The organism is Chitinophaga pendula (assembly GCF_020386615.1).
GTDB classification, from domain to species: Bacteria; Bacteroidota; Bacteroidia; order Chitinophagales; family Chitinophagaceae; genus Chitinophaga; species Chitinophaga pendula.
Map to the genome: position 1 here is coordinate 4,624,025 of NZ_CP077769.1, position 20,915 is coordinate 4,644,939.

Here is a 20,915-nt window from a genome sequence, read left to right on the forward strand (position 1 = left end):
AATGTAATATAGACAAAAACGATTAAATATATAATCATATATTACAATTTGCAAATCTAAATAATAAAATATAGCAGTCAAAATAAAATTTAAAAAGAGGGGGAGGATGTGGCTTAAAAATGAGCAGTAAAAGCAATATTAATGCAGTATGCGAAGATTTAACTGGTAGTACTATGTGAAGAGTTAAAATAAAAGTATTTTTGCCTAAACTTTAAACAGAATGTCTACAATAGCAAATTCAAACATTGACTTTAACCTCCAGTACAAGGTAAAAGATATGAGCTTAGCCGATTGGGGCCGTAAAGAAATAGAGTTAGCAGAAGCAGAAATGCCCGGTCTCATGTCTTTAAGAGAAGAGTATGGTGCATCACAGCCGCTGAAAGGTGCGCGTATCGCCGGATGCCTGCACATGACAATACAAACAGCAGTACTGATAGAAACCCTCGTACATCTGGGCGCTGAAGTGCGCTGGAGTTCCTGCAACATATTCTCTACACAGGATCATGCCGCTGCTGCCGTAGCTGCCGCCGGCGTTCCCGTATTTGCTTGGAAAGGCCTTAACGAACAAGAGTTTGACTGGTGTATCGAACAAACCCTCTTCTTCGGTGGCGCTGACCGCCCCCTGAATATGATCCTCGATGATGGTGGCGACCTCACCAACATGGTATTGGATAAATATCCTGAACTGATCCAACACGTTAAAGGCTTGAGCGAAGAAACTACCACCGGCGTACACCGTTTATACGAGCGTATGAAAAATGGTTCTTTGCCCATCCCTGCTATCAATATCAATGACTCCGTAACTAAATCCAAATTTGATAACAAATATGGCTGCCGCGAATCCTGCGTAGATGCTATCCGTCGTGCAACTGACGTAATGATCGCTGGTAAAGTAGCCGTAGTTGCCGGTTTTGGCGACGTAGGTAAAGGTTCTGCAGAATCCCTCGCAGGTGCCGGTGCCCGTGTTATCATCACCGAAATAGACCCGATCTGCGCTCTGCAGGCCGCTATGGAAGGTTACGAAGTGAAGAAAATGGCTGATGCCGTTAAAGAAGCAGATATCATCGTAACAACCACTGGTTGCCGCGATATCATCACTGGCGAACACTTCAAACTGATGAAAGATAAATGTATCGTATCTAACATCGGTCACTTCGATATCGAAATTGATGTTGCCTGGTTAAATAACAACTATGGCAATACTAAAGTGGAAATCAAGCCTCAGGTAGATAAATATACCATCGATGGTAAAGATATCATCCTGCTGGCTGAAGGCCGCCTCGTAAACCTCGGTTGTGCTACAGGACATCCCTCCTTCGTAATGAGTAACTCTTTCACCAACCAGACACTGGCTCAACTCGAACTTTGGACCAATACTGACAAGTATGAGAACAAAGTATATGTACTGCCTAAACACCTGGATGAGAAAGTAGCTCGTTTACACCTGAAAAAGATCGGTGTAGAACTCGACACCCTCACTACTGAACAATCCGAATACCTCGGCATACCTGCAGAAGGCCCCTACAAGCCTGACTATTACAGGTACTAGTCGATATAGTACGATTACTTTATCATTACGATAAATTGTAAAAGGTCAAAAGGTCTCCAGGCCTTTTGACCTTTTCTTTTTTACGCAGCCGCTACTTCTTCCCTATTGTTCACCCACGATTTATTATTTTTGCAGTATGACAAAGCTTAGTGTAAACATCAACAAGTTTGCGACCCTGCGCAATGCAAGAGGTGGCAATTTGCCCGATATATTAAAGGTAGCACAGGACTGTGAACGCTTTGGGGCCGAAGGCATAACAGTACATCCTCGGCCGGACGAAAGACATATCCGCTACCAGGATGTACTGGACCTCAAACCATTAGTCACCACCGAATTCAACATTGAAGGATATCCCTCCAGCTCCTTTATGGACCTGGTATTACAAGCCAAACCCGACCAATGCACATTGGTACCCGACCCCCCCGATGCCATCACCTCCAACACCGGATGGGATACCAAAGCCAATCAATCACAGCTGAAAGATGTCATCAGTACATTAAAGGCCGCGGGTATAAGAGTATCCATCTTCCTCAATGCTGATGTTAGCATGGTCGAAGGTGCAAAAGCAGCAGGTGCCGATCGTATCGAACTATACACCGGCCCCTACGCAGAAGAATATACCAACGCCCGTACACAACCACAAAACCTGCAGCTGTTCAACGATTATAAAAATACAGCCAGGGAAGCTAGCGCCATAGGACTTGGCCTCAATGCCGGCCATGACCTCAACCTGGAAAATCTTCGATTCTTTAAATTACATATCCCACAGCTCCTCGAAGTTTCTATCGGCCATGCCCTCGTATGCGATGCCTTATACTTCGGCCTGGAAAATACCATCCAGCTCTATAAACGTCAGTTGGTAGCTGCGCCGGAAGCCCAATAAATAGACATCACAGATAATAAAAGTGAACATCCCTCGATTTGTTCCTGACAAATCAAGGGATGTTCACTTTTATAGCCCCCCTGGCCGCAAAAAAACGAATATGAAAAAATAACCTAAATTGTAGCCACATCAACCAAGAGACCGTAGCTGCTATCTACGGATAAACATCATTCATAAAAGTCCAAAGTTGACATCAGATCAATTTGAACAACTGTTTTATGCCAATTATAAGCAATTGGTCTGCTTCGCCAATAAGCTTGTCCTACGCCTCGATGTCGCAGAAGATATCGTACAGGGCGTATTTATCAATGCATGGAAACAATTGTCACGCCTGGACCCGAATCAATCCGTAAAAGCATACCTCTACCGCGCCACCCGGAACGCCTGCCTTAATTACCTCAAATCTGACTACCGCTCCAAAACAATATTAACAGACCAGGTAGCACACCTGGATCAAACTCAGGCCCCCCTGTCTCAATCTACCTATAGCCTCCAACAACAATTAAAAGATATCCTGGACGAATTACCTCCCCGCAGAAAAGAAATATTCCTCCTGAGCCGCGAACAAGGACTATCCTACAAAGAAATAGCCAGCACAATGGATATCTCCGTCAAAACAGTAGAAAATCAAATGGGAAAAGCTATCAAGTACCTATACACCCGTATCACCCCGCTTCTAAAAACGGCGCTATTTATTTTTTTCCACTGAGTGGGGGTAGCCCGTCAAAAAGTTGTATAAGGTATATATAGACCACTGCATAAAGCAGGTGATAGCCTTGTAAAATACACGATATGCAACTTTTTACCGAAGAGGATCAACTCTTTGAACACCTGACCGCTTATTGTCTCGGAGAACTGTCCGCAGAAGAAATGAAGGCCGTCGAAGCCTGGGCAATGGCAAATAAAACCCATCAGGAAAAACTCGAAGCAGTTAAACAGTTACTGCAGGATACTGCATGGGAAAATACCTCCGCACCACACATATCTGTTGATAACGCCTGGCAAAAAGTAAACAGCAGCATACAGGAAAGCCCCCGACTGAAATCTCAAAACATACATTGGTACCAGGTGGCTGCCGCCGCGGCAGTACTGCTGGTTTGCTGCTGGGCCATATACTTCCGGAATGCAATACCTGCTTCTCCCTGGATCACCGCACAGATAAAAGACACCCTATACCTGCCCGATGGTAGTATGGTAGTAGCAAAACAAGGAGCGCAGTTACGCTATCATCGGCAATTCGGTAAAGAGAACAGAGAAGTAGAACTGGACGGCGAGGCCATATTCGATGTACCAAGACAAACAGAACATCCCTTCCACCTCCGCACCGCAAAAGCCACTATCACAGTGCTCGGCACCCGCTTTTCCGTCAACAATACAACGGATAACTTCACTGTTAAAGTAATGGAAGGAGCCATAAAAGCCAGTCTGACAGCTCATAATAGCGCTATGATCCTGAAACGTGGCGAAATGGCCTCCTATCAACACCACACCCAAAGCCTGCTCAAACAAGCCTTTGTAGATAGCACGATGCTTCGATACTACAATACACCCGTAAAAGACATCGCCAAAGACCTACAAGCAACCAAGCAAATACTGCTCACCGGAAAAGATTCGCTTATGAATACCAAATTGACAGTCGATTTCCGCTATAGCAACATTGTCGAAATAAAAAGGACTTTAGAATTATTAATGGGCAAAAAAGTAGAACAGGTCGGACAAAAACTGATCATCCAATAATAACACACTCGATTTTACTATAGTTTCCAGAATTACAATCAACCACGATTATGAAAAAGCATCTCCAATTACTGATGGCGTGCTGCCTTTCCTTTTTCTGTTTGCAGGCACAAGCGGCCGCATATACCTTCTTTCTCCCGGGCGGGGAAACGAAACTGCTGACGCTCTGCGAACAGTTCAATAAAACAGCACCAGATCCCGTTAGCTTTAATAATGACGAAAAGCAACTGCAAGTCAAAGTGAAAGTGAGCGAAGGCTATTACACCTTTGCCTCCTTATTCGAGCGCTATTTCAAACCACATCAACTGGCCTACACAGTTAGCGGCAAACAAACCATCATCTACCATATAAAGGATGCTGCTGCCATTCAATATCGCCTGCAACAGCTGGCCGCTGACGTAAAACAGTCGCATACCATTCAAGGTATCATATCTGATAAAGAGGGCAAACCAGTCCCAGGTAGCACTGTCAACCTCCGTGGCACGGCACTAGGAGCTATCTCCGATGAAAAAGGTAAATACGCCATCTTCAACGTGCCTTCCGGAAAATATATGCTGACAGTGACCGCCTTAGGCTACAAAGCCAATGGTATTGAAATAGATGTCAATGCAGACATCACGCAAAACCTCACCCTGCAGGAAGACCTCCTCGCACTGGGAGAAGTAGTAGTGACCGGCTCTACCACTCCCAAACGTAAAATAGAATCCAGTGTAGCTATCACCTCCATCAGAAGCTCCAAGATAGAAGAACTCGCACCACAAAGCACAGCCGACTTACTACAGGCAGTACCGGGCTTCGTCGTAGAAACCTCCGGTGGTGAAGTAGGAAATAACCTGTTCGCCCGTGGCATTCCTTCCGCCGGCGCATACGAATATGTACAGATACAGGAAGATGGATTACCCGTATTCGAAGATGGCGCATTGCAATTTGCCAATGCCGACAACTGGTTACGCGTAGATGAAACAGTTGCCCGCATGGAAGCCGTAAGAGGTGGCTCCGGTGCTGTCTTCGCAACCAACGCACCAGGGGGTATCATCAACTTCATCAGCAAAACCGGTGGCAATAACTTCGCCGGAACTGCCAAACTAACAGCCGGTACCTCCAGCCTGTTCAGAACAGATCTGAACGTAGGAGGACCACTGGTAAAAGACAAACTGTTCTTTAACATCGGTGGATTCTATCGCGTAGACAATGGCGTACGTAATCCGGGCTTCGCCGGCAACCGGGGAGGACAGGTGAAAATGAACCTTAAATATAACCTCGACAACGGATACATCAAGTTGTACTATAAAAAGCTCGATGACCGCAACCTATTCCTCCTGCCAATACCACTGACAGACAAAGACCATCCCAAAGGTATCAAAGGCTTTGATCCCAACTATGGTACCCTGACCTCCCGCAACTTCAGCAATCTCAAAGTACCACAATTTGGCGGCGGATACTACCAGCGCGATCTGGAAAATGGCGTGCACCCTATAGTAGATGCTATCGGAGGAGAAGTCAATATCGATCTTAAGAACGGCTTCTCTGTAACTAATGCGATGAGATATACGAAAATAAACCTGAACTATACAGCTATCTTCCCTGGCGAAGAACCCAAAACAGCAGCCAACTTCGCAAGCACCTACACATCCAATGGTGTTGCCTACCCGGTAAACAATCCCGGCTACTACAATGTCAACACAGGTCAACGTGTCAATCCCGACCTGGTAGCGAAAGTAGGCTATTGGGCTATCGACAAACAGATGGATAACTTCGCTAACGACCTGCGATTTAAATACACCAATCAAGTGGTAGACTTGTCATTCGGATATTATTATTCCAACTGGAAATCTAACCAGCAATGGAATTGGAGCAATATGCTGATAGAAGTATCAGATAATCCGCAGTTATTAAACCTGGTAGATGAATCACTCACACCCAGTTCTCCTAATTATTCCCGTACTTATAACGGCGTATCCGAAATATCCTGGCTCACAAGAGACGCACAGCTAAAAGGCAATATCAATGCCCCTTATGTCAATGCAGAAATAAAAGCAACCAAACAACTTACCTTCGACCTCGGCCTAAGATATGATATTGATCGCTACAGCGGTTATAAAGGTACTTCTACCCCTCGCAACCTGGATAATAACACCAGCTTCGGATTAGACTTCAAAACCACTACAGCAGACAATGCCATGAGCAGCACGGAAGGTCCCTACTACTACTGGAAATACAATATCGACAGATTCTCCTATAGCGCCGCCGCCAACTATAAATTTACCGATAACATGGCCGCCTACCTCCGATATAGCAATGGATTCCGTTCCCCGATAGAAGAAGCCTACTATGACAATGCCGACAAACTCTCCACGATCAAAGAAACAGTCGTAAATCAATATGAACTGGGCTACAAATACCAGGGTCGTAACATTGCCGTATTCGCGAATCTCTTCTACATGAACCTGGACAATATCGCCTTCACAGATATCCTCGTCAACGGACAATCGGAGAACAAGTTCGCAAAAGCACACAATATAGGTATCGAATTGGAAACAGAACTAAACCTCCGTCGCTTCAATGTAAGTCTCAGCGCCACCCTACAGGATCCGAAATTCACCGACTTCAAAGGCACCGGATACGATTATAAAGACAACAAAGTGCGTCGTATCCCCTCCGTATACGGAACACTGCGCCCTTCTTATAAATTCACAGATCGGCTAATGGCCTATGTAGAATGGCAGTATTTTGGTAAGAAGTATTCTGACAACGCCAATGTATTCGCACTGCCGGCATTCCACACATTGGACGCCGGAGTAGCTTACAAGCTCAATAAAGTACGTTTTGCTGTAGATGTCTCCAACATCACCAATACGATCGGACTCACCGAAGGCAACCCTCGTATCACCTCTGCCCCGGGAGCCATCTACTATGCAAGACCAATACTGGGACGCTTCGGCAAAATATCTGTGACCATCGACTTTTAATTGACCGGTATGACAATCATCAAACAGCTAAAAAAAATCACCCTCATCAATGGCATGCTGATCTGCCTCACCACAGGCATATGGGCACAGCGACCACCAACACCAGACCAAGTGTACGGAGAACTATTCACCGCTGTGCAGTCAGCACGGGTATTCCCGGATAGTAAGACTTTTGTGGACGCCGTACCCAAACAAACTCCCGCGCAGATACTACAGGCATACCAATCCGCTAAAAACCAGCAGGGCTTCAACTTACGGTCATTTGTAATGACCCATTTCGATATCCCGGGCACAGCTACGCCGGTCAATAAGGACCAGACGCAACCTGTCACCGCACATATCCAGCAACTATGGAGCACGCTCAAAAGATCCCCTGCAGCGCAGCAGACCAATAGCTCCCTCCTGCCATTACCGCATCCATATATAGTACCGGGTGGCCGCTTCCGGGAAATCTACTACTGGGACAGCTACTTTACCATGCAGGGCCTTCGCGTTTCCGGAGAGATAAGTACCATATCAGACATGGTCAGCAATTTCGCAGCTCTCATAGCAAACTATGGACACATCCCAAATGGGAATCGTACCTACTTCCTCAGTAGAAGCCAGCCTCCCTTTTTCTCCGCTATGGTAGAACTCCTGGCAGCCGAAAAAGGAGATAGCATATACAAAGCCTATCTTCCTGCCCTGCAGCAGGAATATGATTACTGGATGGATCGCAGCGCCCCTACACAACATGTAGTGCACATGCCCGACGGTAGCCTCCTTAACAGGTACTACGACCAGGACAGCATCCCCAGACAGGAATCGTATCGGGAAGATATAGCCACCGCCGCCGGCGTAACACATCCCGCTACCTTATACCGGGACCTACGCTCTGCAGCAGAGAGTGGCTGGGACTTCAGCAGCCGATGGCAATCAGATCCAAAAGACCTGCGTACCACCCGCACAACAGCCTTAGTACCAGTCGACCTCAATGCCTTATTATATCACCTGGAAACGACCTTAGCCAAAGCCTCCCGCATCGCTGGCAATACCAAAGACGAAGCCAGGTTCAGGGCATTGGCCACAGCTCGACGACGCAGCCTGGAAAAATACTGCTGGTCAACAGAAAAAGGATGGTATGTGGACTACGATATAGAAAAAGGTAAACCAGCCGACGCTCTCACGCTCGCAGGTATGTATCCTTTTTTCTTCCGCATGGCAGATAAAAAACATATCCAACAGGTAAGCCAGCAGATCAGACACTCCTTCTTGCAAGCAGGTGGACTCACCACAACATTGCAACATACCGGCGAACAATGGGACGCCCCCAATGGCTGGGCGCCGCTGCAATGGATTTCTATCCAGGGACTGGAAAAATACGGACAATCAGCACTTGCCAGGGATATCGCACAACGATGGGCGAAACTCAACATACAGGTATATCAGCAAACAGGTAAACTAATGGAGAAATACAACGTCGTTGATATGACACTGACCGCCGGTGGTGGTGAATATCCCTCTCAGGATGGCTTCGGATGGACGAATGGTGTATTACTGGCGCTGATGAAACAGTACGGTATCCAGGAGCCACCCCGGCAGACTATAAAAGGCAAACCAGCCGTCTTGTAATGTAATAACTATATCATTCAGATAACTATGTTAACCCGTCCCCCCGGAACTTTTCCGCCTCGTTGCGGAAAAGTTCTTTTTTTCAGCTATACCAACACCGTACCACCGTCTACAACCAATACCTGGCCACTACCAGCAACCTCTCCCACTCGCTTCGCCAGCAAGGAGGCACCCACCGTAGTATACAACGCTTCACAAATGTCCTTCCCATTAGACGGGCCATGTTTGCCATTTGGTAAAAATGTACTCCGGTGTTTGATTTTAGCAATTCTTTGATTGATAATCGTAAGTGAAGGCAATACAGATAGGGTAATTTTACATTTTAAAAATGAACAGTGACAAAATATGATCACATACAAGATGACTTACCTCCGGGCATCCAACTACTGGATGCAGACACCGACCTGCCACAACTCCTGTCCGAATACCAGGCCTATTTCGCCTTCTATTTTCATGAAGGTGCCTCCCGCTACCTGCACGCAGACCCTTCCATATTAGCATTGTACGACAGCCGCCATAAACCGTGCCCACCCCAGCTGCTGTCAGAGAAAGGCGGACAGTTGTTCGTGCTACCCAAACAAAGTTTTCCACCCCAGCTGGAAAAAAAAATCCAGCAACTACGGCTTTCTACAAAAGAAGGCTTCACCCTGGAAACCATGCCCTCTCTCGATATCCGCCTCCTGTTTGAAAAGATCAGAATGGCTTGCGATACCTTGTACAACTATAAAGAACTACTACTCGTCAACTATGCCTCACAACTGATCCACGTGATGATCAAACAAGTTACCTGCAGCTCTGGTCGCTCCTGTTAGGTTATATCAACTCATTGTAATATATTTCAGTACCCCTTTTCTTTTATTACCATTCTATCTAAAAATTGTCCATGGAAGGCACTTTTAAAGTCTACATTTTACTGATTGTCATCATCTTATTATTGATCATGCTGGCCCAGCGCCTTCGGGTTGCTTATCCGGTCATACTCGTGCTCGGTGGTCTCTTCCTAAGCCTCGTCCCGGCAATTCCTGAGATCAGCATCGACCCGGAGCTCATATTTGTACTTTTTTTACCGCCCCTGCTCTATGAAGCAGCCTGGTATACCTCCTGGAAAGACCTCTGGAAATGGCGACGGGTCATCGGCAGCTTCGCTTTCCTCATAGTGATCATTACCTCCTTCGTCGTTGCTTTGATATCCAGTACCTTCATCCCCGGTTTTACCATGGCATTGGGATTCCTGCTGGGTGGTATCGTGTCCCCGCCAGATGCCGTATCAGCCTCCGCCATCCTGAAGTATATTAAAGTACCCAGAAGACTCACCTCTATACTAGAGGGAGAAAGCCTCCTCAATGACGCAGCTAGCTTGATCATCTTCCGGTTCGCCCTCATCGCCGTAGATACCGGCAGATTTGTGTTTCACCAGGCTGCCCTGAGTTTCGTGGTCGTAATAGTCATGGGCGTAGCTACCGGCCTGCTGATCGCCATCGGCTACTACCAGCTGCACAAACGACTGCCCACCAATGTCAATATCGATATTGTCCTCACCCTCACCACGCCCTATGTCATGTACCTGACAGCAGAATGGTTCCATTTCTCTGGCGTACTTGCCGTCGTGAGCGGAGGCCTCTTCCTGTCCTACCGGAGCAGACGCTTCCTCTCTCATAGCAGCCGCCTGCGTGGCTCTACCGTATGGTCCTCGCTCGGCTTCGTTCTCAACGGACTCGTTTTTATGCTGATAGGACTGGAACTGCCCGTCGTCGTCAAAGAACTGGGAACAGTCAGCCTGAAAGCTGCCATCGGCTATAGCTTGCTGATATCATTGGTACTCATCGCCGGACGCCTGTTATCCACACTGGGCGCCTCCGCATTTACCGTCTTCATCAGCCGCTACATCACCACCGCCGACGCCCACCCAGGCTGGAAGGGCCCTATGATCCTTGGCTGGACAGGCATGCGGGGAGTGGTATCCCTCGCCGCCGCCTTGTCCATCCCATACCACCTCAACAATGGCACCCCCTTTCCTCAGCGTAATCTCATCCTCTTCATCACCTTTTCCGTCATACTGGTCACCCTCATCTTACAAGGCCTGACCCTGCCTCTGGTCATCAAATGGATCAATATGGAAGATCCCGACCATAGCCTCCCACTGCCCGAACAAGAAATCCGCCTGCGAAAAATACTGGGACAAAAAAGCCTCGCCTTCCTCGATGGCGAACATGGCGATACTGTCAACCACGACAGCATCCTGCAACTGCTACGCGAAAAATACAAGTCGGAAGAAACCTTGACCAGCCCTCCCGAACACACCGAAGGACCCGTCCACTACCGCCTGCAGCTGCAACTGCTCGAACAACAGCGCAACTGGCTCGAAGAATTGAACAATGGGACCGATACCGACGACGGCCTCATCCGAAAATACCAGGAACTATTAGACCTCGAAGAAGAAAAATTGAGACTTCGCTATGAACAAGATGCGTGACCAATTGTTTGAATTTTGCAAGTACCTGTTTGAAAAAGATAACGGCACAGGGTGTTCTGTTCCGTACCTTTGAGGTCACTTATCCGCTTAATTTTCTATATATGGCAAAAACAGAGACCCTGGAAGATTTCTACATGAAGAAGTTCAACTGGATGCCGGAAAATTTAAAACAAGACATCGGTCATTTCAATGTATTCCGGATGGAGGATTGCCTGGGACCTGGTAAAGCACCAGTACAGTACAGCCGCAGAGACTTCTACAAAATTACCATCGTAAAAGGGAAACACGTATATCACTACGCAGACAAAAGCCTGGAAGTATCCGGCACCTCCCTGCTATTCTTTAATCCACAGGTACCCTACCAGTTTGAACAACAAACGGAAGATACCACCGGCTACTTCTGCATCTTCAAAGAGTCTTTCATCACCAGCCAGATAAGAGGCGGGATCAAAGACCTCCCCATGTTTGTTCCGGGCAATAAGCCCAGCTACCAGCTCAACAAAACACAGGAGAAATTCATCCTGCAGATCTTCGAAAAAATGATGGAAGAGATCAACTCAGATTATGTATACAAGTATGACCTGATCCGCAACTACATCATGGAGATGGTACACTACGCACTGAAAATGCAGCCGACGGAAACACTCTACCAGCACGTGGATGCCAATGCCCGCATCACATCCATCTTTACCGAACTGCTGGAAAGACAATTTCCCATAGAGTCCCCCTCCCAGCGTTTCTCTTTGAGATCCGCGAGGGACTTCGCCGCTCAGCTGTCCGTACATACCAATCACCTCAATCGCGCTATCAGGCTCACCACCGGCAAAACCACCACCGAACACATTCTCGACCGCCTCGTCAGCGAAGCCAAAACATTACTGAAACATACTAACTGGAACATATCAGAGATCGGCTATGCCCTGGGCTTCGAAGAACCCGCTCACTTCAACCATTTCTTTAAAAAACATACCGACCTATCCCCCTCTGCCTTCAGAGGCTAAACAATACTATGAGCCGGGAGCTGTATGACGTGATCATCATAGGCGGTGGACAAAGCGCCCTCGCCGTAGCCTACTACCTGCGCAGGTCCTCCCTCCGCTACCTCCTGCTGGATAAAGAGGAACAGACAGGCGGCGCATGGCAGCACACCTGGCACTCGCTCCGCTTATTCTCCCCGGCTCCATGGAGCTCCCTCCCCGGTACCATGATGCCTGGTGGTCCCGACTACTACCCCACCAGAGATGAAACCATCACCTACCTCCAACAATATGAACAGAAATACGGCTTTCCCATACAAAGAGGAGTTACCGTACAGAGCGTACAACAAGAGGAGGAAATATTTGTATTACAGACCACACAGGGGCCGTTCTACGCCAGAACAATAGTAAGTGCCACCGGCAGCTATACAGCTCCTTATATACCTGATATACCGGGCAAAGATGGGTTTAATGGCATCATCCTCCATTCCGCCGACTACCGGTCCCCCGAAACCTGGCAGGGCAAACGGGTCATCATCGTGGGAGAAGGCAACTCAGGTGCACAGATCCTGGCCGATGTATCACAGATCGCAGATACTCACTGGGTCACCCGCCAATCACCATCCTTCCTGCCGGATCATATCGATGGCAGATACCTGTTCGATATAGCCACACAACAATACCACGCACAGCAGCAGGGCCAAACCTTCATACCACCCCAACTGGGCCACATCGTTATGGTTTCCTCCGTCATCGCCGCCAGGGAACGACATGTCCTGAATGCCTTCCCTACCTTCGACCACTTCTATGCAAATGGCATCGCCTGGAAAGATGGCCGCAAGGTCGCAGCCGACGTCGTCATTTTCTGCACCGGATTCCGGCCCGCACTGGATCACCTCCGCGCACTGAACTGCTTCAATACCGCCAACCAAATCCCCACCCAAGGCACCCGCTCCTCCAATACCCCTGGCCTATGGCTCGTAGGATATGGCAACTGGACAGGCTTCGCCTCCGCCACCCTCATCGGCGTAGGCCGCACCGCCAGACGCACCGCAGAAGAGATCACTGCCTTCTTACAGCACTAGCATTAATTTTTCATGGGAATATCAAAGTTTAGCCAGGCAGGATTGTCTTATTCCCAAATGAAAATCTATGAAAACGCAACCCCTCTTTTTTTACCTTCTCCTCCTGTTCCTCCCGGGACTAGCGCTCGCACAACGCAGTGTTACCCTCATCAACAACAGTGACCAAACCATCTGGGTAGGCCTGTTCGGTGGCGTCATCAACAACAATGTGCTCACACCCATCATCCCAGAAGGCGGAGGATTCCGCCTCGATGCCCACCAGCAACGTACCATCAGTAACTTCCCCTTGCGATGGGAAGGCAGGTTCTGGGCACGCACCGGCTGTAATTTCAACGCCAATGGCATCGGTCCTTGCGAAACAGGCGACTGCGGCAACAAACTGGCTTGCAATGGCGCCACCGCCAGAGCAGTATCCCTCGCAGAAATACGCTTCAACGGACACGCCGATCTCGATTATTATGACATCAGCCTCGTAGATGGATTCAACGTACCGGTAGAGATCAAACCCATCCCGGGCACCTTCGTCCCCCGCCCCAAAACCGACAAGTACGTCGATGGCATCGCCGGCTGCCGCGCAGATCTCCTCAAAGGATGCCCCGTCGACCTCCAATCCATCAAAAATGGAAAAGTAGTAGCCTGCGTCAGCGCCTGCGAACGTTTCGGTACCCCCGAATACTGCTGCACCGGCGCTCACAACACCCCACAGACATGCCCCCCGTTCTACTACTCCCAGGTATTTAAAAATGCCTGCCCCGATGCCTACAGCTATGCCTACGATGACCAGAAAAGCACCTACACCTGCAAAGGCGCACAATACCAGGTCATCTTCTATGGCAGCGGCAACCCCACCAACCCGGGCAACACCAGCCAGCTCATCGAGGCAGAAAACTACACCTACATGTCCGGCGTCGTAAAAGAAAACTCCAATGATGGCGGCCCCGCCGTCACCGTTGGATATATCGAAGCTGGCGACTGGATGGCCTACACCGGCATTAACTTCCCCGTAACAGGCAGGTACAGCGTCGAATATCGCGTAGCCAGCCTCAACGGAGGTGGCAGGCTCGCCCTCGAAACCAACAGCGGACAAACCGTATTCGGCTACGTCGACATCAATGCCACCGGCGGCTGGAATAACTGGACCACCGTCTCCCATGAAGTAACCGTTAACGCCGGCACCTACGACATCGGCATCGCTGCCAGAGCAGGGGGCTGGAACATCAATTGGTTCCGTATCACCTCCCTCTCGGCCAGCAAAACCGCAGACAACACAGCCCGTAAAACATCCACACCGGCTAAAGAAGAGAAAAATGACCTCACCCTCTACCCCAACCCGGTCAACAACATCCTCCAGGTTCGCAGCAAATACAACCTGTCAGGCCAGTCCGCACAAATACTGAATAGCAATGGCAACATAGTACGCACCGCTACAATTAAAGACAACACGCTGAACGTCGCAGACATACCGCCTGGCATATATACCCTCATCATCAACCACCCAGTCAAAAAACTAACCGGCAGATTCGTCAAGTAATGGTACATACAACAAAAGGCCGGTCTACTATGACCGGCCTTGCCTTTTATAGGTGATAGGATATGATCAGAAACTATACCGCACAGATAACTGCCCCCGCCAGCGCGACTCCACCGGCGCATTGATAAACGACCCGTTCACCGGCACATAACTGTACATCGGACGGCTCACCCCTCCGGGCGTACCAGGTGTCTCCATTCCCTTATATATCAATATCGCACCACTCAACGTAGCTGGCAACTGCGTAGTAGTGATCGAAGGCAGCTTCACCAACCCCCAGTTACGGTTCAGCATATTCGTGAAGTTGAACACATCAAATGCCACCTGCAAAGCATGCGTCTTATTACCCAACTTCAATAATACATCCTGCGCTAGATGCAGGTCCACAATATGCGTCCAGGGCGTACGTGCCGCATTACGCTCCGCATACTCACCACGGTGCTTACGCAAATAAGGGTCCTGCTCTACAAAACTATTCAGCTGTTCATAGATCTCCTGCGGCGTACGTTTGTCCTGCGCGTTGTTAGGCACCAGCACAATGTCATTGATATCCTTCGGAATATACATCGCATCATTCTGCGTCTGACCATCACCGTTAATATCCGAATTCACCCGGTAAGTATAAGGCAAACCCGATTGACCATTATACACCAGGCCAATAGTAGTAGCCAGGTGCTTAAGATACGTAACACGGTAAGATACCGTCGCCACAATACGATGATCCAGGTTCCAGTCAGAATAAGTCAGCCTGGGTAGATTCGGATTATTCGCAATAGTATTGTTCCTGAAATTCGTAGACGCAATCGTCGAGTTCATACTCGAAATATCTTTCGCTTGTCCATAGGTATAGGCTGCCGATGCAGATACACCTTTTTCCACATTCCGCTCCAGCTTCGCAGTCAGACTATACTGATACCCTTTATTCGTATTCGTCAGCATAAATACATTCGTGAACTCCGGAAAACGTAACCGCGCATTACCCGCCGGATACAAATCACGTCCATCACCTCCCAGCTTACCCGTCGGCTCCACCAGGTTAAGGTCTTGAATATAGGGAGCATTGATGTCCTTACTATAGATCGCCTCCAGCGTTCCCGTAATATTCCAGGGCAACCGCTGATCTATAGCCAGACTCGTACGCCATACCTGCGGCATCCGGAAATTAGGATCCGTCAGGTCGATCTCTGATGTAGCAATAGCATTAGGTTTCGGCTGATTATATACATCCCCGCTGAATCGCACATTTGCCGTCGCAGCACCGGTTGCATTGATACGCCCCAGATCCACACCGGTATTGTTGTAAGCATTAGCCAACCACACATAAGGCAGCCTGCCAGTAAACACACCCGTACCTCCGCGTATGATCGTACCACCGTCCTTACGCACATCCCAGTTAAATCCTAAACGGGGCGACAATAACACCCGGGTCTTCGGACGCATCCCCGTACGATAACCTTCCTTCGCAAAGCCCGCAGCCACCTGCGCATTATCCAGCGGACTGTCCAGGAACACCGGTATATCCGCCCGCAATCCCGCAGTCACCTTCAACCCCTCCGTCACACTATATTCATCCTGTGCATAAAAACCTAACTGCAAAGACCGGAACACAGAAGTAGGCACCGCCACACCAGGCAGCTTAGAATACGTCAGCTGGTACAATGTAGGTGCCTGGTTGTTTAAAAACGCATCCAGACTGCTATACTGATAGTTACCCCAGATATTCTGCAGGAACAGGTTGTTAAAACGGAAAAATTCATTCTGCGTACCAAAAGTAAAATGATGCTTATCCTTCAGCCACGAAAGGTTATCCGTCAGCTGTATCAGATCCTGCTGCTGCTTGGCAGAAGGAGAATAACCTTCCGTACCCACAGCAATAGTACCCGCCGCACCGGCTTGTATAGTCACCTGCGGAAACGGACTACCGGGTATCTCCCGGTTATCACGCACATTCGTATAACCAATGATCAGGTTGTTGGATAACTTATCAGAAAAATAAGTGTTCAGCTCCGCTACCGTTACATTCGTACGGTTCGTCTGCACATATTTATTGTTTTCAAAACGCAATGCATTCACACCATTAGTGATATCATCCCGGCGCGCATTCACAAAATTATGCCGCAATGTCAACCGGTTACGATCATTGATAGCATAATCAAAACGTATAAAGAACTTATTACTGCTGGTCACCTTGCTGATATCTTCGAATTTACCGGGTTCATAACCAAAGCGGGCACGCAGGGTATCCGCCAGCTGCTGCGCCATCGCATAAGAGATAGTAGATTCGTCAGCAGTCCCTTTACCTCTGCCGGCACGATACAACAAGGGCTCATTACGATAGCTGCTCTCCCCGTTCACAAAAAAGAAAAGTTTATTCTTGATAATAGGCCCTCCCAGGCGAAACCCCAACTGCCCGTCCTGGAAAGTATTGAAACGCTGCCGGTTGTTATCCGGGCTCAGCCCCACCAACCCCTGGTTCTTCCCATAAGCATACACAGAGCCCGTAAAAGTATTCGTACCTCTCCGGGTAACAGCATTGATGCCAGCACCGGTAAAACTACCTTGCTTCACATCGAAGGGCGCCAGCACCACCTGTATCTCGTCAATAGCATCCAGGCTGATCGGTTGCGTACCAGCCTGCCCGCCCGGAGCACCGGTAGTGACACCACCACCAACACCATATCCCATAATATCATTGTTCTGCGAACCGTCGATCTGTATATTGTTATACCGGTTATTACGACCGCCAAAAGAAAGCCCGCTCGACTGCGGCACCAACCGCGTAAAGTCCGATAGAGATCGGTTCAACGTAGGCATACGATCCAGCTGTGACCGCGATATCTGCTGGCTGGCACCCGTTTTCGTAGCATCATGCGGAGAACTGCGACGATTACCTTTTACCTCCACCTGCTGCAACTGCCCCTTCTCCTCACTCATATATACCTTCACGTTATAAGCCTGCCCCAGAGAGAGATATACCTTGTCATCCACAAAATTGCGGTAACCAATAAAACTCACCTCTATCCGGTAAGGTCCTCCTACCGGTAAGTTTTGTAAATAAAAAGTACCCTTCTCCGACGTTTTTGCCTGGTACCTCGACCCCGTAGCAGCATAAGTTACCGTCACACTTGCCCCCGGCATCGGCTCATCATGATTGTTCTTCACAACCCCCTGCACCGCTGCCGTCGTTGTACCTTGCGCAGATACCTGCCCGTTCATAAACAAGAGCACCGACATACTGAAAAGCAGTGCGAACAATAATTGGAAATGTTTTTTCATACGGCTTAAGTTTAGATAATACAGTCCCTGTACCCGTCCCCCGACAGGCAGTACTGCTGCAATATTTTTTCTGTTGATTAGTAGATGATAACCTGCTCTCCTGTTATTTCATAGCTGATGTTGAAGCGAGCTTTCAGCTCCTCCAATAAGGTAGGTAATGTTTGTTGCTTGATCGACAAACTCACCGGACGCTCCTCCAGTTCCTTGTTCCTGATAGTCACTGTCACCTGATACTTTTCAGCAATCGCTTTCGCTACCGTTTTTAGTGGCGTCTGGTCAAAAGCAATAGCCGTCCACTCCTTGATAACTGGCGCCGGCACAGTCTTAGGCCTAATTATGGACGTATGTTTCACCAGCGTACCTGCATTTACTTGATAATCTGCTTTATCTCCCGCTGCCAATAACAGCGGCGGCTGTTGACCAACATCTACCTGCACTTTACCGCTATGTACGGCAATACTCCATTCCTTACTACGCTCGCCTGCCTGTATGGTAAACGATGTCCCCAGTACACGGGTCTCCATCTTACCTGCCCTCACAATAAAGGGATGCTGCGGATCTTTCTGTACGTCGAAATATACCGTACCGCTCATCCCAATACGGCGGTCCTGTTTAAATGCCGCAGGATAACGGATACTGGCATCCGCCGACAATAACGCAACAGATGCATCCGGTAATACAATACGTTGCTGATGCCCCGACGTATTATGGCGTACCACCAGTTGTTCGCCAGCAGGAGTAACATGTTGGGCGATAGGCTGCACACCATTTTTCTCAGGAGCGGTCCGTACCGGCATGAACCAGATACTCCATCCGATAAGGCCTGCAGCAGCCACCATACCTGCCCGGCGAAACCATTCCGACCGGTGCCGGTCTGATTGCAGCTTCGCCCGCAACTTCGCAAAGGATGGCCGTACCCCTTCCCCTTCAACAGGAGACAACTCCGCCAATCGCGATAAATGATACTGAAAGAAATTATCCTGCTCCGCAGGCGTAAGCCCCTGCAACCATTGCAGGATCACCTCATGCTCCTCAGCAGCACTGGTCCCACTAAAAAAACGATCCAGCATCTCGCTGTCAAAAGGTGATTGTACCATATACAATAGTTATACGATTAGCACTAAATGCTACCCTACCCCGAAAAACAGATTTTTTAAAGACTTAATATTCCGGTAACAATGGCGATCTCTAACAAGTGTTCGCTACAATACGCTCTTAAATACTTTAAAGCCACAGACAAATGCTTTTCTACCGCCTTAATGGAAATGTTTAACGAGGTGGCAATTTCTTTATGTGAAAGATGATGCATACGGCTCATCGTATACACCTGCCGGCTACGATCGGGCAACCGTGTTACCGCAAGAGCAGCCTGCTTCTGCAGGTCCGCCAGCAGTATATCCTGGTAGGTCGTATCCGTCGCCGGCTCAACAGGGAGGTCCGAGGTGGTGGACGTACTGGCACTATGCCGCGCACTACGCAGATAGTCCGTGAGCAAATTACGGGCTATCGTAAATAAAAGGTTCTTACAATTCAGTTCGGGGTTGATCTTTGACCTCTTTTCCCAGAGCCGTACAAACGCATCCTGCGTGATCTCCTCCACCAGCTGCTGATCACGGCAATAAGGATACAAAAAACGATACACCAGGTGAAAATACTTCTCATACAGATACCCTAATGCAGCCACACTCCCCTCCTGCAAAGCAGCAGCGGCAGCAACATCATCCTCAAAAAAGATTCCCTGCATGATAATAGTTTACCTGGCAAAAGTATAAACCTTCACCCGGCTTATCAGGAACGGTAATGTTATCAAAACATTAAACAATACAAAAAGCCTTCTCCCGAAAGAGAAGGCTGTACCCGTACTTTCCCCTATATTAATACACTAAAAATGACTTAAAATATCAGGCGCCAATGATGGCAACTTCACCTTATAACGATAGATACCATTAAAACTATCCTCTTCCTTCAGGAACTCATGCGAACGCTTACTGATCCAAAACCGCTGCGTAGCCTTCTTACCCTGAAACTCGCTCTCCGTCAGCAATATCCAGCAGTCCTCTGCCCTGCTATCAAATGTGATCAACCGCTCACTACCCGTCACCTCGTATAAAATATACTTAGGCACGTCAAGACCCGCATCATAAAAACGAATGGCAAATCGTTTCCCCGCAGCCAAAGGCAACATTTCAAAGGTCTCTATATCCAGGTTCCAGTTATAGTTAGGAAGATCGAATGATAAATGAAAAGAAGCCCTCGTGTTCGCAGCAACCGTATCCGCTCCTTGTATACCTTGCCAGCTCCAGTTGTACGCAGCAACTCCCCTGGTATTACGCTCACTATGATACACAGGCGAAAAATCATCCATCCGGTTGTAGGAGGTATAAGCCCGGTAACCACTGGTATCATTGCCGTACCAGTACTGCTGCATCACATATAACCGCTTGCCTTGTTGCGCAACAATACTACTGTTTCGCAACCACAAGCTCAGATGCAATTGCTGGGACGATCCCGGCCGTTGGAAGTATACCAGGTACTGCTTGGCGCCCGGCTTCAACCAAGCAGTACGTAAATGCCCGCTGCCAGGCCTCACCGTATCAGCTTGCCCGTAAGACCGGCCACATATCCCGGCGATCACTATCATTAGTAATATACTCATTGTGGCAGCAGGTGGAAAGCGGTGCGCTTTTTTTACTCTCATAAGTTGAATTTTTTCTAAAATTCATCCACACGCCCCACATTACACGAACATTTCAACCGTCAGCTCCATATTTTCAATATCCCCTGAGAGCAATGATTTTAATGGAATGGTTGAAAAGATCCCCCC

16 protein-coding genes are annotated in these 20,915 nt (G+C 48.5%); 11 read left to right on the plus strand and 5 right to left on the minus strand.

The features are described 5' to 3' along the window. Positions 1-220 precede the first annotated feature (220 nt). From ahcY to treA, 6 genes are all read left to right on the plus strand, one after another. Positions 221-1,549, plus strand: coding sequence for an adenosylhomocysteinase (ahcY, locus tag KTO58_RS16535; RefSeq protein WP_095838308.1), 1,329 nt, complete (start codon positions 221-223; stop codon positions 1,547-1,549). Positions 1,550-1,685: 136 nt separating this feature from the next. Further along, complete coding sequence (locus KTO58_RS16540; protein WP_095838307.1) at positions 1,686-2,432, plus strand: pyridoxine 5'-phosphate synthase; 747 nt, start codon at positions 1,686-1,688, stop codon at positions 2,430-2,432. A gap of 187 nt (positions 2,433-2,619) precedes the next feature. After that, entirely contained in the window at positions 2,620-3,141 is a 522-nt protein-coding gene (locus tag KTO58_RS16545; protein WP_157752899.1) for an RNA polymerase sigma-70 factor, read from the plus strand. 83 nt (positions 3,142-3,224) lie between these two features. Continuing rightward, positions 3,225-4,169, plus strand: coding sequence for a FecR family protein (locus tag KTO58_RS16550; RefSeq protein WP_095838305.1), 945 nt, complete (start codon positions 3,225-3,227; stop codon positions 4,167-4,169). 50 nt (positions 4,170-4,219) lie between these two features. After that, positions 4,220-7,138 (plus strand): TonB-dependent receptor, encoded by a 2,919-nt coding sequence (locus tag KTO58_RS16555; protein WP_095838304.1) that lies wholly within the window; start codon positions 4,220-4,222, stop codon positions 7,136-7,138. 9 nt (positions 7,139-7,147) lie between these two features. Next, positions 7,148-8,749 carry an alpha,alpha-trehalase TreA gene (gene treA / locus KTO58_RS16560; protein WP_095841532.1) on the plus strand — a complete coding sequence of 534 codons (1,602 nt, stop codon included), beginning with the start codon at positions 7,148-7,150 and terminating at the stop codon, positions 8,747-8,749. 86 nt (positions 8,750-8,835) lie between these two features. Here treA and KTO58_RS16565 read toward each other — a convergent pair whose 3' ends face one another. Further along, a complete protein-coding gene (locus KTO58_RS16565) occupies positions 8,836-9,048 on the minus strand; it encodes a hypothetical protein (protein ID WP_157752898.1) in 213 nt (70 codons plus the stop codon). Between the two features lie 36 nt (positions 9,049-9,084). Here KTO58_RS16565 and KTO58_RS16570 point away from each other — a divergent pair, with 36 nt between their 5' ends. The 5 genes from KTO58_RS16570 to KTO58_RS16590 all read left to right on the plus strand — a co-directional run bounded on the left by KTO58_RS16570 (position 9,085) and on the right by KTO58_RS16590 (position 14,815). Beyond that, positions 9,085-9,561 (plus strand): hypothetical protein, encoded by a 477-nt coding sequence (locus tag KTO58_RS16570; protein WP_095838303.1) that lies wholly within the window; start codon positions 9,085-9,087, stop codon positions 9,559-9,561. Positions 9,562-9,632: 71 nt separating this feature from the next. Next, positions 9,633-11,222 (plus strand): Na+/H+ antiporter, encoded by a 1,590-nt coding sequence (locus KTO58_RS16575; protein ID WP_225859795.1) that lies wholly within the window; start codon positions 9,633-9,635, stop codon positions 11,220-11,222. A 101-nt stretch (positions 11,223-11,323) separates the two neighbouring features. Beyond that, positions 11,324-12,223, plus strand: a complete 900-nt coding sequence (locus KTO58_RS16580; protein WP_095841530.1) for a helix-turn-helix domain-containing protein — start codon at positions 11,324-11,326, stop codon at positions 12,221-12,223. Positions 12,224-12,231: 8 nt separating this feature from the next. Then, complete coding sequence (locus tag KTO58_RS16585; protein WP_095838302.1) at positions 12,232-13,284, plus strand: ArsO family NAD(P)H-dependent flavin-containing monooxygenase; 1,053 nt, start codon at positions 12,232-12,234, stop codon at positions 13,282-13,284. 67 nt (positions 13,285-13,351) lie between these two features. Next, entirely contained in the window at positions 13,352-14,815 is a 1,464-nt protein-coding gene (locus tag KTO58_RS16590; protein ID WP_095838301.1) for a thaumatin family protein, read from the plus strand. Between the two features lie 66 nt (positions 14,816-14,881). Here the strand turns inward: KTO58_RS16590 and KTO58_RS16595 are convergent, their stop codons facing one another. The 4 genes from KTO58_RS16595 to KTO58_RS16610 all read right to left on the minus strand — a co-directional run bounded on the left by KTO58_RS16595 (position 14,882) and on the right by KTO58_RS16610 (position 20,789). Further along, positions 14,882-18,091: a TonB-dependent receptor gene (locus KTO58_RS16595; protein ID WP_095838300.1), complete on the minus strand. Its 3,210-nt coding sequence runs from the start codon at positions 18,089-18,091 to the stop codon at positions 14,882-14,884. A gap of 77 nt (positions 18,092-18,168) precedes the next feature. Continuing rightward, positions 18,169-19,188: a FecR family protein gene (locus KTO58_RS16600; RefSeq protein ID WP_095838299.1), complete on the minus strand. Its 1,020-nt coding sequence runs from the start codon at positions 19,186-19,188 to the stop codon at positions 18,169-18,171. A 56-nt stretch (positions 19,189-19,244) separates the two neighbouring features. After that, positions 19,245-19,835 (minus strand): RNA polymerase sigma-70 factor, encoded by a 591-nt coding sequence (locus tag KTO58_RS16605; protein WP_095838298.1) that lies wholly within the window; start codon positions 19,833-19,835, stop codon positions 19,245-19,247. A 138-nt stretch (positions 19,836-19,973) separates the two neighbouring features. Further along, complete coding sequence (locus KTO58_RS16610; protein WP_157752897.1) at positions 19,974-20,789, minus strand: DUF3108 domain-containing protein; 816 nt, start codon at positions 20,787-20,789, stop codon at positions 19,974-19,976. Positions 20,790-20,915 lie beyond the last annotated feature (126 nt).

What these genes read in the sequence shown, in the direction of transcription:
- ahcY (WP_095838308.1), top strand. Translation starts at nt 221, where the DNA reads ATGTCTACAATAGCAAATTCAAACATTGACTTTAACCTCCAGTACAAG.
- KTO58_RS16540 (WP_095838307.1), top strand. Translation starts at nt 1,686, where the DNA reads ATGACAAAGCTTAGTGTAAACATCAACAAGTTTGCGACCCTGCGCAAT.
- KTO58_RS16550 (WP_095838305.1), top strand. Translation starts at nt 3,225, where the DNA reads ATGCAACTTTTTACCGAAGAGGATCAACTCTTTGAACACCTGACCGCT.
- KTO58_RS16555 (WP_095838304.1), top strand. Translation starts at nt 4,220, where the DNA reads ATGAAAAAGCATCTCCAATTACTGATGGCGTGCTGCCTTTCCTTTTTC.
- treA (WP_095841532.1), top strand. Translation starts at nt 7,148, where the DNA reads ATGACAATCATCAAACAGCTAAAAAAAATCACCCTCATCAATGGCATG.
- KTO58_RS16575 (WP_225859795.1), top strand. Translation starts at nt 9,633, where the DNA reads ATGGAAGGCACTTTTAAAGTCTACATTTTACTGATTGTCATCATCTTA.
- KTO58_RS16580 (WP_095841530.1), top strand. Translation starts at nt 11,324, where the DNA reads ATGGCAAAAACAGAGACCCTGGAAGATTTCTACATGAAGAAGTTCAAC.
- KTO58_RS16585 (WP_095838302.1), top strand. Translation starts at nt 12,232, where the DNA reads ATGAGCCGGGAGCTGTATGACGTGATCATCATAGGCGGTGGACAAAGC.
- KTO58_RS16590 (WP_095838301.1), top strand. Translation starts at nt 13,352, where the DNA reads ATGAAAACGCAACCCCTCTTTTTTTACCTTCTCCTCCTGTTCCTCCCG.
- KTO58_RS16595 (WP_095838300.1), bottom strand. Translation starts at nt 18,091, where the DNA reads ATGAAAAAACATTTCCAATTATTGTTCGCACTGCTTTTCAGTATGTCG.
- KTO58_RS16600 (WP_095838299.1), bottom strand. Translation starts at nt 19,188, where the DNA reads ATGGTACAATCACCTTTTGACAGCGAGATGCTGGATCGTTTTTTTAGT.
- KTO58_RS16605 (WP_095838298.1), bottom strand. Translation starts at nt 19,835, where the DNA reads ATGCAGGGAATCTTTTTTGAGGATGATGTTGCTGCCGCTGCTGCTTTG.
- KTO58_RS16610 (WP_157752897.1), bottom strand. Translation starts at nt 20,789, where the DNA reads ATGAGAGTAAAAAAAGCGCACCGCTTTCCACCTGCTGCCACAATGAGT.